The organism is Alicyclobacillus fodiniaquatilis (assembly GCF_042678105.1).
In the GTDB taxonomy this organism is placed as follows: domain Bacteria; phylum Bacillota; class Bacilli; order Alicyclobacillales; family Alicyclobacillaceae; genus Alicyclobacillus; species Alicyclobacillus fodiniaquatilis.
The window spans coordinates 36187-51561 of the sequence record NZ_JBHUCX010000008.1 but is presented as its reverse complement, the minus strand read 5'-3'; the positions used below and the strand labels follow the sequence as shown (position 1 = coordinate 51561).

General features: G+C 50.3%; 15 protein-coding genes, 1 tRNA gene and 1 other RNA gene. 5 read left to right on the top strand and 12 right to left on the bottom strand.

All coding sequences use genetic code 11. From position 1 onward, the window contains the following. Window positions 1-9: 9 nt before the first annotated feature. From ACFSB2_RS02485 to tadA, 9 genes are all read right to left on the bottom strand, one after another. Window positions 10-279 carry a pro-sigmaK processing inhibitor BofA family protein gene (locus ACFSB2_RS02485; RefSeq protein ID WP_377941017.1) on the bottom strand — a complete coding sequence of 90 codons (270 nt, stop codon included), beginning with the start codon at window positions 277-279 and terminating at the stop codon, window positions 10-12. Window positions 280-291: 12 nt separating this feature from the next. Beyond that, the gene (locus ACFSB2_RS02480) at window positions 292-624 is read right to left on the bottom strand and encodes a DUF2508 family protein (RefSeq protein ID WP_377941016.1); all 333 of its coding nucleotides are present in this window, start codon (window positions 622-624) and stop codon (window positions 292-294) included. Between the two features lie 129 nt (window positions 625-753). Then, window positions 754-1353, bottom strand: a complete 600-nt coding sequence (recR, locus tag ACFSB2_RS02475; RefSeq protein ID WP_377941015.1) for a recombination mediator RecR — start codon at window positions 1351-1353, stop codon at window positions 754-756. Between the two features lies 1 nt (window position 1354). Then, window positions 1355-1657 carry a YbaB/EbfC family nucleoid-associated protein gene (locus ACFSB2_RS02470; RefSeq protein WP_377941100.1) on the bottom strand — a complete coding sequence of 101 codons (303 nt, stop codon included), beginning with the start codon at window positions 1655-1657 and terminating at the stop codon, window positions 1355-1357. 5 nt (window positions 1658-1662) lie between these two features. Continuing rightward, window positions 1663-3396 carry a DNA polymerase III subunit gamma/tau gene (dnaX, locus tag ACFSB2_RS02465; protein ID WP_377941013.1) on the bottom strand — a complete coding sequence of 578 codons (1734 nt, stop codon included), beginning with the start codon at window positions 3394-3396 and terminating at the stop codon, window positions 1663-1665. Window positions 3397-3558: 162 nt separating this feature from the next. Then, entirely contained in the window at window positions 3559-4692 is a 1134-nt protein-coding gene (locus ACFSB2_RS02460; protein WP_377941012.1) for a two-component system sensor histidine kinase NtrB, read from the bottom strand. 201 nt (window positions 4693-4893) lie between these two features. Continuing rightward, an RNA gene (ffs, locus tag ACFSB2_RS02455) (signal recognition particle sRNA large type) lies at window positions 4894-5122 on the bottom strand. A 20-nt stretch (window positions 5123-5142) separates the two neighbouring features. Beyond that, window positions 5143-5232, bottom strand: a tRNA-Ser gene (locus ACFSB2_RS02450). Window positions 5233-5236: 4 nt separating this feature from the next. Beyond that, window positions 5237-5719, bottom strand: a complete 483-nt coding sequence (gene tadA, locus ACFSB2_RS02445) for a tRNA adenosine(34) deaminase TadA (RefSeq protein WP_377941011.1) — start codon at window positions 5717-5719, stop codon at window positions 5237-5239. Between the two features lie 149 nt (window positions 5720-5868). Here tadA and ACFSB2_RS02440 point away from each other — a divergent pair, with 149 nt between their 5' ends. Then, window positions 5869-6708: a YheC/YheD family protein gene (locus tag ACFSB2_RS02440; protein WP_377941010.1), complete on the top strand. Its 840-nt coding sequence runs from the start codon at window positions 5869-5871 to the stop codon at window positions 6706-6708. 261 nt (window positions 6709-6969) lie between these two features. Continuing rightward, complete coding sequence (asnB, locus tag ACFSB2_RS02435; protein WP_377941009.1) at window positions 6970-8817, top strand: asparagine synthase (glutamine-hydrolyzing); 1848 nt, start codon at window positions 6970-6972, stop codon at window positions 8815-8817. Between the two features lie 284 nt (window positions 8818-9101). On the opposite strand, the gene ACFSB2_RS02430 is transcribed toward asnB, so the two are convergent. Both ACFSB2_RS02430 and ACFSB2_RS02425 read right to left on the bottom strand, forming a co-directional pair. Further along, window positions 9102-10049 carry an NYN domain-containing protein gene (locus tag ACFSB2_RS02430; protein ID WP_377941008.1) on the bottom strand — a complete coding sequence of 316 codons (948 nt, stop codon included), beginning with the start codon at window positions 10047-10049 and terminating at the stop codon, window positions 9102-9104. Between the two features lie 544 nt (window positions 10050-10593). Then, complete coding sequence (locus ACFSB2_RS02425) at window positions 10594-11589, bottom strand: hypothetical protein (RefSeq protein WP_377941006.1); 996 nt, start codon at window positions 11587-11589, stop codon at window positions 10594-10596. 353 nt (window positions 11590-11942) lie between these two features. Here ACFSB2_RS02425 and ACFSB2_RS02420 point away from each other — a divergent pair, with 353 nt between their 5' ends. The 3 genes from ACFSB2_RS02420 to ACFSB2_RS02410 all read left to right on the top strand — a co-directional run bounded on the left by ACFSB2_RS02420 (window position 11943) and on the right by ACFSB2_RS02410 (window position 14537). Next, window positions 11943-12329 (top strand): BlaI/MecI/CopY family transcriptional regulator, encoded by a 387-nt coding sequence (locus ACFSB2_RS02420; RefSeq protein ID WP_377941005.1) that lies wholly within the window; start codon window positions 11943-11945, stop codon window positions 12327-12329. Window position 12330: 1 nt separating this feature from the next. Next, window positions 12331-13695, top strand: a complete 1365-nt coding sequence (locus ACFSB2_RS02415) for a M56 family metallopeptidase (RefSeq protein WP_377941003.1) — start codon at window positions 12331-12333, stop codon at window positions 13693-13695. Between the two features lie 347 nt (window positions 13696-14042). Continuing rightward, the gene (locus tag ACFSB2_RS02410; protein WP_377941002.1) at window positions 14043-14537 is read left to right on the top strand and encodes an RNA polymerase sigma factor; all 495 of its coding nucleotides are present in this window, start codon (window positions 14043-14045) and stop codon (window positions 14535-14537) included. A gap of 149 nt (window positions 14538-14686) precedes the next feature. Here ACFSB2_RS02410 and ACFSB2_RS02405 read toward each other — a convergent pair whose 3' ends face one another. Then, window positions 14687-15370 (bottom strand): alpha/beta fold hydrolase, encoded by a 684-nt coding sequence (locus ACFSB2_RS02405; protein ID WP_377941000.1) that lies wholly within the window; start codon window positions 15368-15370, stop codon window positions 14687-14689. Between the last annotated feature and the right edge of the window lie 5 nt (window positions 15371-15375).

Below are 15375 nucleotides of genomic sequence, written 5' to 3'. Positions count from 1 at the left end.
GCAGAATGATCAGGTGAATACCCAGAGCTGCATCGCAATCAGGGCAACGATGCCCGGAATGCCCAGGAATCCAGCAGTCAAAGCGGTCAACGGGTTGAATGGCAAATGGAAATGAATGTACGACCCAATCCAGTTGACCGCAAAGACGAACAGGCATCCTATCACAATGCTGCGCAAAATCAACCAGGCCACTTGGCCTGGCTTGCGAAAAAATTGGCCAATCAAAAACGCGACGACAACGACGACTGCAACCCACAGCCAAATTGCCTGAATGTGCACCTAGAAGCCTCCTTAGTCCGTCTGCCACGCCTCATCCATCCAGTCAGCCTGCATCCCCTCAAATTCGATCTGATGCTCCCTTGCCAACTTAAACAGATAATTGAGATGGCGCTCCGCCGCCCCAATGCGAAACACGACGTGATCGATCAACAGCGGATCTGCAACCTGATCAAACTGCTGTCTGGCAATCTGCAACTCTCGGCGACTCTTCAGCACTTCTTGCAAAAACGTGTGCTCGTCCAGTTTTCCCATATCCATTTTTACGTGCTTGTGTTGCTGCTCGCGAAGCCATTTTTCATCCGTTGCATGATGCTTCGCATGCGTCGATGGGTCGGACAACGTCATAGAAAAAGCCCCCTTGTCCAAGTTAGTAGATCATAGGCGACAAGGGAGCTAAATATGACTGTCCTAAAACGGAAAATTAATTGACGCTGCGATACCGCGCAGCAGGTTGGCCAAACGGATATGACAAGGCTAAATCGTCCGACGCCCTTCGAGCGCCTTGGCCAGGGTCACCTCATCAGCATATTCCAAATCGCCGCCCACGGGCAGCCCGTGTGCAATCCGGGTAATTTTGAGCGAAAAGGGCTTTAACAGACGCGAAATGTACATCGCCGTGGCTTCACCCTCCACGTTCGGATTGGTCGCAAGAATCACTTCATCGATGTCTTCTTCACCAATGCGCGTCACCAGCTCCTTGATCCGAATTTCCTGAGGACCAATGCCCTCCATTGGCGATATGGCGCCATGGAGCACATGATAGCTGCCATGAAACTCGTGCGTGCGCTCCATCGCGATGACATCGCGCGGTTCCTGCACAACACAGATGACCAGTTTATCCCGCCGGGGATCCGTGCAAATGGAACAAGGCGACTTATCGGTGATGTTGCAACAAACGGCGCACTCGGTCAGTTGCGTTTTGACATCTTTGAGCGCCTTGGCGAAATCATCGACGTCGCTCGTCTCCATCCCCATCACGTGAAAAGCGAGACGAGCGGCCGTTTTCGGCCCAATCCCCGGCAACTTCATAAACTGCTCAATCAGACGGGCAATCGGTTCTGGATAACCCCACATCCTAGAACAAACCTGGGATATTCATCCCTTTGGTGTATTTGCCCATTTCTGATTCGGTCATTTCATTGACCTTCTGCCCTGCGTCTTGAAAAGCCGCCAACACGAGATCCTGCAACATTTCCACGTCGTCAGGCGTCACCACTTCTTTGTCGATGACGACTGCGGTCACTTCCTTGTGCCCGTTCATGGTGACTTTCACCGCTCCGCCGCCAGCGGTTCCCTCAACGGCCTGTTCGCCAAGCGCTTCCTGCGCCTTCATGATGTCTTCCTGCATTTTTTTGGCTTGCTTCATCAACTGGTTCATATTTTTCACAATCGGTCACTCCCTGTCTCATCTTCAACAATGACTTTCTCTTCCCCAAACAACATTTTTGCCCGTTCGACAATGGCCGCTTGGCCATCGTCCACAGACGGCTGCTGTGTGGCGTGCTCTGCAGCTAAAAAATCGTCCCAATCCGCTTTGAGCAACGCAAAAAACTGCATCTCCCGCTGCAGCGCCGTCTGGATGGCCGACTCTATCACTTGCCTGTCCACCGCCTTCATGACGGCCTCTCTGTGAATTCGACTAGCAAACGATAACACGATAGCATACTCAGTGGCGAGCACAACTTCCCCGTTTATCAGCCACGCGTGTGTCTGTATGCGGTTTTGCTTCACCGCCTGCAAGATGTCCGGCCACAGCGACTTGACCGTGCCCTCGAATGATTCGCTGCGATCACGATGCAGTCGCTCCAGCATATCGCGCTTGCGCTGCGCAACGTGCGTCTGCTCTCGCTGTGAACGCGCTGATGGTGCCTGCGTTTGCTTCTCATCCACCTCTGCTGGCGGCGGCGCAGCGGACGCCTGCTGCGTTTCTGGCGCCACAGATGAAGGTGCTGGGGCCTGCACGGAAACAGTCACGCGCTCCGGCGCAACGCTTTGGGCCGTTTCCGCTGGTGCGGACGCGCTGACCGCCTGAGCAGGCTGTGTGGCAAAAGAAAGTAGCGCTGCTTCCAGCGCAAGGCGGGGCTGCTCTATGTACCGCAGTTGCGTGTACAGCTCACCGAGCTTTGCAACGGCCTGCAGCAGCCACGCCGGTTGACAATTCTGCCGTGCAGTCACCGCCCGATATGGCGCCACAGGTTTGCCCCCAAGCGGATTTTCATCAGTTGATAACCGCACAATAAACAAATCCCGCAACACCTGCAACAAATCAAACGCAATGCGATTGGCGTCTTTCCCTGCCGCATACCAGCCAGCCAGCCGTTGAATCACTTCCAGGTACGCCTGGTCGAGCAAATCGGCCACCAAGGCGAGCAACGCCTGGGTATCCACGCCGCCAATGACCGCGGCAACCTGTGTTTCATCAATGGTCCCCCGCCCAAACGCAGCAGCCTGCTCCAGCAAACCGAGCGCATCGCGCATGCCGCCATCAGCCGCTTCGGCCACTTTCCACAGCGCGCTTTGATCACATTGCCAATCCTGATGCGCCACCACTTCCTGCAGCCGTTCAACGATGGTCTCTGGCGGAATGCGATGAAAATCAAAGCGTTGGCAACGGGAAATGATGGTGTTAGGTATCTTGTGTGGTTCCGTCGTCGCCAGCATAAACAAAACATGCGCCGGCGGCTCTTCCAGCGTCTTCAACAGGGCGTTAAACGCCTCTGTGGTCAACATGTGCACTTCGTCGACAATATAAACTTTACGCCGCACACTGGTCGGCGCGTAATGGACCTTGTCCCGCAACTCGCGAATCTCATCTACGCCCCGATTGGAAGCAGCGTCAATCTCCTCCACATCCACATTGGTCCCCATTGTAATGGATACACATGCATCGCATTCATTACAAGGTTCAACCCCATTTGGATGGTGGCAGTTAACAGCCTTTGCAAACAGTTTTGCCATGCTTGTTTTGCCTGTGCCGCGCGGGCCGGAAAACAAGTAGGCATGCGCAATTTGGCCTGCCGAAATGGCGTTCATCAACGTTTGACTAACATGTGGTTGTCCAATGAGACTGGCGAATGACTGTGGTCGCCAAGTTCGATACAGCGCTTGGTAAGACACGCACGAACCCCCTTAGCTTTTACAGTACCACAGGCCAAGGGAGGTCTCCACCGCACATTCTGAAAATCAGTGAACGTTTGCAGAAGGCCACTCGCAAACATTGGATAAGGTCGCTTTTCACCATCACGATATGCCCTCAGCACAAGGCACGTCATAGGAACGTTACCGCTGCGGAAGCACAGACAGCGTGTGACCTGCACCCTGGACAAGCATGCCCGAAGTACCCTGCTTGAGATTCGGCAGGCTCACGGTAAATGTCGTTCCGTATCCTTTGGAGGAAACACGGATTTGCCCACCATGGTCCGCCACGATGCGCTGGCAAATGGCCAACCCAAGGCCAGTCCCTGTATCTTTCGTCGTGTAAAAGGCGTCAAAGATTTTATCGACGAGATAGTACGGAATCCCCGGACCTGTATCTGTGATTTCAATCTCAACGCCTTCCCCACTCGCTTTCACGCTGATGTTCACACACCCGCCAACATCCATGGCCTCAATGGCGTTGCGAACGAGGTGGAGCAACAATTGTCGAATCATGTCCCGATCCGCTTGCATCTGAATATCATCCGCGATGTCAAAGCCAAAATCAACGCCGTGATCCCGCGCCGTCGATTGCACCCAAGGCAGCAATTCGGCCAATAAATCGCGCATTGAGAAAGTCGTCCATGCGACCTTGTGCGGTTTTGACAACAAGAGCAACTCTGACACCAGCGCGTTGACACGCTCAATTTCACTCATCATCACTTGCACATATTGAACTTCATCGTCCATTAACCCGTCTTGAAGACGGTGTTCTAGCACCTGCAAAAACCCTTTTACGGTCGTCAATGGATTCCTGATCTCGTGCGCAATCCCAGCGGCCAATTTGCCGATGGTCTCCATTTTTTCGATCCGCTGCGTCTGCTGTTCCAGCATGGCGAAGTTGCCCAGGTCCTTCATCGCGACGTACATACCCTGTATATGGCCATCTTCCGATTGGCGCGTAAATGTATCCAATAAAACGTGGCGCACTGTTCCGCCAATTTCCCATTTCACAATCGCGTCGCGATACTCGCATTCAGTCGCCACAACGTGATGCAACATCTGGTACTCTTCGCTGTGGGTCATGAAAATGTTTGCAAGTGGAACAGTGCGTCCGACAATTTTAGGTTGTCCAAGCAAATCTGCAGCGAGATCGTTAAACAATGTGACTTCGTCTTCTTTGGAAACATAGAAAATCGCTGCATTTAACAGCTGTGTATCCGGAAACAATTCTGTGAGGGTGGTACTATGCGTCTCTCTGCGAAGCATTCGCGTCATGGCTATCACCAGTCCCCCCGGGTTTGTCTATAGTAGGGATATTTTCGCAGACTTCCATGGAAATCCTGCATGGTGACAAAAGTTCTAGAATCTCGACAAGTTCCGACATAACAGGCATTTTGGAGGGATTTTAGCAACCTTGATGGGCCTTTAGAAGCGCCTATGAGCACTGCGAGGAATTTACCTTGCTGAAAGGCAAAAAAGCACACCTCATCGGTGTGCCAGACATGATCTCTGATCAAGACCCAACCAGGCGCTCCCACGTCGCCCGAAAGCTCTCCCTTAGTGCTGCTTCCGTCAGGATCTGACACGGTTCGGAAGTTTTCGCCGCATGGGACCCAGTTGGGTCTTGATCAGAAATCACATCGTCATATAGAGTTTTCCCATTTTGAGAGGACATATGTTCGCGCTTTGAAAACACTTTGCGCTTGGCAAATCTGCTCAACTTGATGGCGGAGAGAGTGGGATTCGAACCCACGAGCCCCTTGCAGAGCTACTCGCTTTCGAGACGAGCTCTTTCGACCACTCAGACATCTCTCCATGGTCATCGCTTTGGTTGTTTGCGCATGTTTTGAAAAAAATCCTTCAACAGATACGCGCATTCATCAGTCAAAACACCAGCGTGAATCTCTGGCGTGTGATTCCATCTGCCTGGTTCCAACAATGGAATCTTGGAAATGACAGCGCCGCCTTTCACATCTGTTGCACCAAAAATCAGCCGACGCACGCGGGACAGCATAATCGCGCCTGAGCACATTGGACAGGGTTCCAGTGTGACATAAATGTCGCAGTCTGTCAACCGCCAAGCACCCAACCGCCGACTGGCTGCTTGCAGCGCAATCAGTTCGGCGTGTGCGGTAGGATCCCGCCACGTTTCGCGCAGATTGTGACCAGCCCCAACGACTTCCCCATTTCGCACGACTACAGCCCCAATGGGAACTTCGCCCCGCGCCGCCGCCTTGCGCGCCTCGTCCAGCGCCAAGCGCATCCAATGTTCATCCGTCCGATCACAGTCCGTCGCCTGCACAAGTTCACTCCCTTACGTTTGGGTAGCATAGCCTATCATCTGTGTCAGCGCAAGCCTGTCTTGTTACCATCGATGAGAGCAACCTTTTCACGGTCATTTGCGTGTCCACGCGCATAAGTTATGGCGAACCCAGAAAGGGGGCGTTCGTGTTGACACGTGGACAGCTTCATCCCGACCGACGCTATCTCGATAAATGGCAGATGCACCTAGCGTTGACCCACGCGGCCATTCAAGGCTTGCATCTGCCTGCGACGAAATTGCTCGCGCACATCCAAGCAAGCGATTTCCAACAGTGCGCGAGTTGGTATGTAAAGCCCCTTGGCACGTGGGGTGGACAACACATCGCAAAAATTGAAAAAGGGAATATGGGCTGGCAGATGAAACAGGACGGACGGTATGAACAGTTCCCTGACGAAATGACACTCTTGCAACGCTTATATGCTGCTTATGCGCCGACTGAAACCATCGTCCAACAAACCGCACCTGTGGCCACGTTGACAGGCAAACCATTCGATGTACGCGTGCTGTGTCAGCGGGACGCAAAGGATACGTGGCTCATCGCTGGTTGGTTGGCTCGTGTCGGACGCGAAGACAGCATCGTCTCCAATATTGGAACCGGACACGGGCAAGTGTTGCCACTGCCACACTTGCTGAAACAACTGTACAAAGATAAAGACAAAGGACGGCACGTCAAACAGAAACTGCAGCGCCACAGTCTGGCCATCTGCCGCATGCTGGACACATACCACGCGTTTGAAGAAGTGGGCATTGATTTTGGACTGTCTGCCCAAGGGCAAGTTTGGCTGTTTGAAGTCAATACAAACGACATGCTCGGTGGACCCAGCCACGAATTGTTCAAAGCGCTGCCAGATAACAAACTGTACACCGAAATTACTGCGCGCGCCGACGCACGCCAACGTCAGTTTTTGCACGATCTACTACACGACATCACCCACTATGAAAGCTCCGCTTTTCACAACCGCGAATGAGATGCATATGCAAAACAGAACTGAATGCCGGCCCCGTGTCCTTCATTCTGGCGCCCGGCGCGCGCACCCGTATCGCCAGCTTTTTCCCCTGGGCACAGAGACAATCCCCCACGCATACAGTATGGAATATGTTTTGGGCGCCCGGCCATACATGATGTTCTCACACTGACATCGTGATCGGCTAATCACAGTCTTGGATGCAGCACGAACGGCGCAGCAACAGCTACCGGTTGATTTCGGAAAGCAGGGAGGATGTAATACATGTGCGGAATTGCAGGTTGGGTTGACTGGTCGCGCGATTTGACCAGTGAAGCATCCACCGTTCAAAAAATGGGCCAGACACTCTGTTCGCGCGGACCGGATACTGCAGGCTTTTGGTCGAATCCACATGCACTGTTTGCACATCGACGGTTGATTGTCGTAGATCCCGACGGTGGCGTACAACCCATGACACGGACCTTCGGCGATAAACAGTACACCATCGTGTACAACGGTGAGCTATACAATACAGAAGATATTCGCAAGGAGTTGCTCCAGCTCGGCTTTCACTTTAACGCCTACTCGGACACGGAGGTGCTGCTTGTCGCCTATGTTGCCTGGGGCGAACAATGCGTGCACAAACTCAATGGCATTTTTGCGTTTGCCATCTGGGACGAAGCCAACCAACGGTTGTTCATGGGGCGCGACAGACTGGGCGTCAAACCCCTGTTCTACAGTCGCGTGGGACGTGGCATCGTCTTCGGCTCTGAACTGAAGGCCCTGCTTGCACACCCACAAGTGGAACCTGTGGTGTCACAGCAGGGGTTGGCTGAAGTTTTTGCCATCGGTCCAGCCCGCACGCCCGGTCTAGGCGTGTTTGACAATGTTGAAGAAGTGCGCGCAGGCCACATTCTGGTGGGCACACCTGAGCGAATTGTCACACGGCCTTACTGGCAACTGCAGAGCTATGAACACGAGGATTCCCTAGAGAAAACCATTCAAACTGTGCGGGAGTTGCTGATTGACATTGTCGAACGCCAACTGATTTCCGACGTGCCCATCGCCACTTTTTTGTCGGGTGGTCTGGATTCCAGTGTGGTTTCGGCCATTGCCGCCAAGTACTTCCGCGCGCAAGGCCGCGATGCCCTGCACACCTATGCCATTGAATTTAAGGACATGGAGAAACACTTCAAGGCAAACGCGTTCCAAAAGAGTCTTGACGGCCCATGGGCGCAGCGCATCTCAGCATTTATCGGCAGCGTGCATCACCGCGTCATCTTTGACACACCCGACCTAGGCGAGCATCTTCTCCATCCGCTCGGCACACGCGACTTGCCAGGCATGGCGGATATCGACACATCGTTGTATCTGTTCTGCCAGCGCGTCAAACAGGACGTTACCGTAGCGCTCTCTGGTGAATCAGCCGATGAAGTGTTTGGCGGTTACCCCTGGTTCCATCGGGAAGAATCGCTCCAGGCAGACACATTCCCATGGTCGTTGCGCCTGCACGAGCGCGTCAACATCATGTCCGATGAACTGTGCCAGCTCATCAAACCGCGCGAATATGTGCAAACGCGCTACCAGGAAGCCCTGGGCGAAGTGCCCAGACTCCGCGGCGAAGACTCCCGCGATGCGCGCATTCGCGAAATTGGCTATCTGAGCATCACTCGCTTTTTGCCGACACTGTTGGATAGAAAAGATCGGATGAGCATGGGCTCCGGGTTGGAAGTCCGCGTGCCGTTTTGCGATCACCGCCTAGTGGAATACGTGTTTAACATTCCTTGGGCGATGAAGACGACCGGCAATCAAACGAAGGGGATTCTGCGTGAAGCCATGCGCGGATACTTGCCGGATGACGCCATAGAACGCAAAAAAAGCCCATATCCCTCGACGCCGAATCCAGATTATCTGGCCTTGGTGCGGACGAAGGCACTTGAACTATTGGATGATGCAAACGCGCCGATTTTGCCGTTTGTCGATGCCAACGCCATCCGCTCACTTGCCAAAATGAGCGAGCAGCCAATGGAACATCGGCCGTGGTTCGGACAAATCATGGGCACTGCGCAATTGTTCCACTATCTCTACGAGACAAACGCTTGGATGCAACAATACCAAATTCGCGTGCGTTAACCGTACGCGTTGATATATAGATCGCCATGCGCGATATATCCACACCAGCAGAAGCATGAAAATACCAATCAATCGAAGCATCGCGTGTGGCGCGCACCAAGGAGCTGCATGATTTTCATGGGTGAAGGAGTGCCCAGTGAAACACAAAGACCAGTTGGCAAGTCCAACTGGTCTCTAAGCGGATATGAAGCGTATGTGACAGAGCGGATAAGTTCAAAGCGAATATGTTACTAAGTTGTAATACTATATGTGCAATTTAATCCCTTATACGTGACAAGTCAAGCTTATTTTTCCGAAGAAGCGGCTTCTTTTTTCCCAGTGTCCACCAAACCGGTCCCTTTCATCGTCAACTTGTAACTTCGCTTGATGCCAGAATCGGTTTCCCGGCTTTCCTGCTCCACATATTTGTTGACTTCCAGCAATTCGATCAACTGGCTCGCCTGATCTCCCGGCAAGGCCAAATTGGTTTGGATCTGCTCTTTGAGCCAACCGCCACCCAGCCATTTGGAACGATTGCTCGCAAAATTCGCATGCCAATCCGAAATCATCTTCAATGCTTTGGGCGCATAGTGCGTCAAGTCGTACGACTTCTCCTCGATACCCAGCAAATCGAGCAAATCTGCCGAATCATGCGCATAGCTGGTGATATCAATCGCTTTTGGCGCAGCGGCGGAGAGATACAACAGTTCCACGCGCTTGTTTTTGTACATCATCCGCGACAAAATCGGAACGATGTCACCGTCCGCGGTCACAAACACATAACATCCGATATTCGGGTCGTTGTGCGTGGATTCAATCGCATCGATGCACATTTCGATATCAGAAGCGTTTTTCCGATCATCCCCACCGCGATCATTGGAGTAGACATGGCGGATCTGGACGCGCTTGCGCTGCAGGCTGGTTAGGTTGGTGGGAACCTTCTCAAAATCGGCGTACACGCGGAATGCGCGCACCTTGTCGCGCGGATATCGCTTCCACAATTGCTCAAATAGGTTCTTGTTTGGGTCCACGTGGTCGGGATCGTGATTATACCGGTTCATCAATGTCCAATAGACATTGTCGTAGTCCACATAGATGGCGACGTTCTCCACTCGGCTCTCGTCGGTCAGATCTTTCACACTGCGCTTCATAGCGTTGGCAAGCATATTGGAGACCGTCTCCTCCATAAACTCGCCCATGACTTCTTGCATGACCTCTGGCGCCAACACTTCTTTGTCTTCCTGGTCAGACACTGTTCCAACTCCTTTCTACATAAGTAATTCTCCATCGACGCTCTCCACCCTCTTGTCAATTCGCCCCTCGGGGGCAATTCGGAGGATTCTCTTGAGTGGAAAGCCTAGTAAAGGAGTTCCTATGAAAAGGTCACTTGGTTCCTATGTTTTGTGTGAATGTACCTTTGCTTTAACGTATGTATTTCTTGATTTCGCTCCAAACATTCTCGCGTGTTCCGGCCATATAAAAAACAATTGATTGAGGTGCACCTTTTTTGGATGTATCCTTCGAATGGAGGAAGATTACTAAACGGTAACAAAGAAATCAATCCCCCGATTCATCGCGGTCATCTCGAAACAGCTCATTCAGAATGTCTTCTGGTGAGCGATTGTGATTCAAGTATTTTGCAGCTTGATGCGCCTCATTCAGCATTTGTTTTACGGCTGGGTGAATCCCAGTGCGCAAGCGTTGAAATTTCGCTAATAGTTCATTCGTCCTCGCGTGTTCAACATGGTTTGTGGATTAACTCACGTCAAGGAATCGCTTGTTGCATTCTTCTGGCATTTAGTGATATTGGACAGAGGTAATTTTGGAATTTGAGAAGCTGAGATCTCCGTGCGTAAATCCAATATCCTGTTTCTCTATCCAACTGTAGATCGTGAGGCTGAATTGGTTCGAGCCTTTGAGCACAACGGAATGCGGTGTATCAGCCGCCGCTCCACTCGTCGCATCCCCACCGGCACTTGGTGAATGTGAGTCGTAAGCCGAACCGATCAGATTCGAGGTTTGGTGCCACGGTCCACCATTTATGCTGTACTCAGTTTTTCCATCAAATCCTGCGGCGATTTCCTGTTTACTATGATTCGAAAGTCCATCCACATGAACAGTTGCAGTATTTCCTCGAATGGTGAGTGTTGTATCGTCTGCAAGTTGAATATCGTTTGCCAACTCGCTTGCTATAGTTGTTTGTGGAAGCAGTGGCTTTCCGTTTGGTACGAATAAGCTATATTCATCGGAAGGCTGGTACACGACATGATATACACCGTTCTTATCGTTGTAGTAACCTTGGTACAAATGCGAAAGGTTTGTGGATAATGCACTTATGTTGTTCTGAGATATGACGGTTGGAAGACCAGTATTCAGTCCTACCGCGTTTGCAAAGCCAACTGTGCTGCCTCCTGCGTTCCACGCGATATGACTGTCTGGAATCCCTACATAAAGCTGATAGGCATAGTCTACATCTTTCAAATGCATGCCATCCCCTGAGCCAAAATGGGTTGACGTATCGGCAGTAAAATACCCCTTTTCTACAGCCGCATGAACATAACCCCAATCTGCGTTTGGCACGTCATTATATGGATTGGCTCCAGAGTTATCGGGGGATATATGTAACGCCTTGTCAAACACTTTCACAACGTCTAACTTGGTGTCAGTAACTGTATTGTTGCTTGCATTGTTAGCACCATTTCCACGTGGGGTCGTGGCGCAGCCAGCCACAGTTAACAGCACCAGTCCTGTAATAGGTATTAAAGCAAGATCCTTGTTCATGATAAACCTCATGATAAACCTCCTTGTGTTGCTTGCATTTGTATAGACGAAGCAACACGATTTGGCGTTACAATTTTAATTTTGGATGATCCAATGGTCACCATACTTTGTAAGAGGGGAACGCCGTCACTTTGTTGGTGGAGCCTGCGTCAAAGTTCTACATGTGGCGTTTTTGATGATAACTGCCCGTTCCATAACACGTTCCGATGATGGAGTTCTTCGTTAACAGTATAACTTTGTGGAAAGATGCGAAAGATATTCGGCAATTGTCTAAAATATCTTGATTAACCCTTGACAATCATTTTAGGCAGGCGTCTAATGTTTTTATAGGCAATTGTCTAAGGATAAAAGAAAGAGGTGTTTGCATGAGCGTGATGAAAAAACTGCCGGACGCGGAGTTTGACATCATGAAAGTCGTTTGGGCGAGTGAACCACCCGTATCTTCAAACACGGTTATGGAGCAGCTTGGGAATGAAAGAGGATGGAAAGCCCCTACCGCGATTTCTCTCTTGCTCCGACTTGTTGAACGCGGGTTTTTGCGCACCCAAAAAAACGGAAAGGAGCGTGTATATTATCCGCTTGTCACAAAAGAGGAATATCTGAAGTTTGAAACTGGAAACTTTATGAGGCAATTCCACGGCAATTCATTCCTTAACCTTGTCAATACTTTATATTCCGACAACGCGTTAACTGAGAAGGATATTGATGAATTGCGCGAGGTAATACAGCGGGCGAAAGAACAGAGGGATTAGTATGCAAAGTTTTATGATTACATTGCTGACTTGCTCTGTTTCCATGTCCATGCTTGCGCTCATATACATGGCCGTCACGCCGCTATTGGTCCAACGTTATTCGGTGAAATGGCTCTATTACGCATGGCTGATCGTTGTCATTGGGTTGGTCATCCCGTTCCGGCCGCAATTCAATAATGCCATTGTCAAGATAGATATGATGGGTGGGGCTGCGGGGGCTCCGTATGTCCAGATAGGTAATGGATTGCCTGTGGCGATACATGCGCCTGTTAAAAATGCCACACTTCCACCGCTCTTCTCTTGGTGGCAAATCGCAGTGGCGGTTTGGTTGGTTGGGGTAATTGCTTTCCTTGCCTATCAAGTCATAAAACATTATCGCTTTATGAAGATGGTAAAGCGATGGAGCGAGGATATCACCGACAAACAGGCATTAACCGTGTTCGACGACTTGAAAACAGAAATGGGAATATCCAAGCGGATTCGTCTTTATCTGTGCGCAAGTGTCGGAAGCCCGATGATGATTGGCTTCGTAACTCCTCGGATCGTGCTGCCCAAGGTGAACTTAGAGAATGGCGAGCTTCGCCTTATTCTCAAGCACGAGCTTGTTCACTATAGGCGGAAAGACTTGTGGTACAAGTGCATCTTGCTGATTGCGACCGCTATACATTGGTTCAATCCGATTGCTTATCTGATGGCGAGGGCGATTGATGCGCTATGCGAAACATCCTGTGATGCTGAGGTTGTGCGGGACAAGGACGTGGACACGCGCCAGCGCTATAGCGAAACGATTATCAGAGTTGCGAAATCTCACTCACAGCTGGTAACAGCACTATCAACGAACTTATACGGAGGTAAAGAAAACATGAAGAACCGGATTTTGTCCATTATGGACACAGGTAAGAAAGCAGCTGGCGGTCTCGTCATTGGTGGTGTTCTGCTCTCCACGTTGGGAACGGGCATCGCGTTTGCGGCAACAGCACACGGTGGAAATTCGGTTCAAGCTTCTCAAGCCATTCACCACAGTACCGCCAATGGTGCCAGTGCGGCCTCATCACAGGCGCAGTCGTCCGCTCCCGCGTCGACCGACAGGGGTTACACGCTGATGAACCTGATGAACGATTCTCAGACACCCGGATCACAAGACCTGTCCGTCCAAAAAGCGGCGGAGGACGCGGCTAGCGCGCTCAACCGGAAGTATGGTCTCGATCTCACCGGCTACAAGTTCTATCCGGGGTTTTACAAGGGTGCGGCCCCGAATACCGACATATGGGCTTTCAAGATCAACACGCCCCCGAACACGGTTCCCTGGACCTACGTGGTGACCATGAACGCGGTGACTGGCCAAATACTCGTGGTTGGCAAGTGAACGTGCCTTGGAGATCACCCCAGATGTTTTATGGGCCAAGTTTGCACACCTGTAACTTGCCGGTTCCTATCGGAACCTCGGTCAGCCTGATGACGCGAAGCGTCTCCTAGAGCAGGCGGTAAGCTAGTTGCAGGATGTTCTCCCTACCCTCGGGGGATGTGCATCGAGGATCGTAAATGCAGGCTAATTCGCGAATGACAATTCAATGAACCACGACCCTCTAGGTAGACAAGAGAAGGGAATTGCGTTCCTTTGAGCAGTTCTACCTAGAGGGTATTTTACACAACAGGCTCATTCTAGGAATCCAGTGCAGGCGCAGTCCGCAGGTAGGGGAGGTTGATGATGACATGACACCAATAGCCAATCATGTGACGAGTGCCGAGGACCTATATATTCAGTACTCTTCTTACGTATATCGCCTGGCCTTCATGTCCACACGTAACCACACAGAATCAGAAGACATTGTGCAAGAAGTGTTTTTACGTATACTCCAAAAGTCGGGCAATTTTAGAGGGGATTCCCACGTAAAAACTTGGATTTCGCACATTGCACGAAATTACATCATTGATACAGGACGAAAAAGAAGGAAAGAGCAAAGGCTGTTAGAGCATGTTTCGCACAGTTACTCCCACTCTTCAATTCATTCCTTAATCGAAATTGAGGATCTCCTGAGTGTTTTACCAGAATCACAAAGACGAGTCATTGAATTGCGAATGATACAAGATTTATCTGTAGCGAAAGCTGCAGAACTTCTGGATTGCTCACAAGCAAAGGTCCGAACAAATACTCATCGTGCCCTTCAGCACATTAAGCAGTCCGTAAAGGAGGACCCGGTGGTTTGAGACCAACAATTCTAGGACAGCTTTCTATTCTTCCCTAACTCTATGGCTATGTTAAATCATAATGTGGATATTTGACCAAAAGATACCCGTGTTGATGAAAAGACGGTAAATCGAACAAATTTCCCGTTTAGCCCGATATGTGCATGGTATTACGATTTTAACAAAAAATTTGTTATGGCATTGAAGAGTTGCTCCGGTCTGAAAAAAAAGAACATGTGTCCGCTATTGAATGTTATCAACCTTGAGTTCCGAATTTTAGCGTGCATGTCTTCAGCAAATTTATAAGGAGTAAATGTATCTTTCTTCCCATGTATAATAAGGGTAGAGACTTTAATTTCGTGCAGTCTGTGGGTTGCATCGTAGCCTCTTGCTGCTTCACGTTGTCGAAGAACACCGTCATTTTGTTTCCAAATTGATAATAGTTTTATGATAATATCCAATCGACGACTTTGTAAGTTTCGCTCGATTCTAGAAACGTAGGTTGAAACCAAAATTAATGTATTTACCATGTCTTGGTGTTCGAGCACCAACTCTGTCGCAATACGTCCTCCTAAGGAAATGCCCACAATATGAGCTTTGTCGATACCAAGATAACGTAAGAGTTCTACGACATCTTGTGACATAATCGAAATCGAATATGGATCATCGGGTTTTTCAGTTCTCCCAGAACCACGATTATCAAGGACAATAACCTTGAAGCTTTTCGAAAGTAAAGTAACTATTTTTTTATAGTCCCTTACATCATTATTAAGTCCAGGTATTAGACATAAGGGATCACCGTCGCCATGTATTTCATAATAAACATTAATATTGTTCACATTAGCTATCGGCACCAACT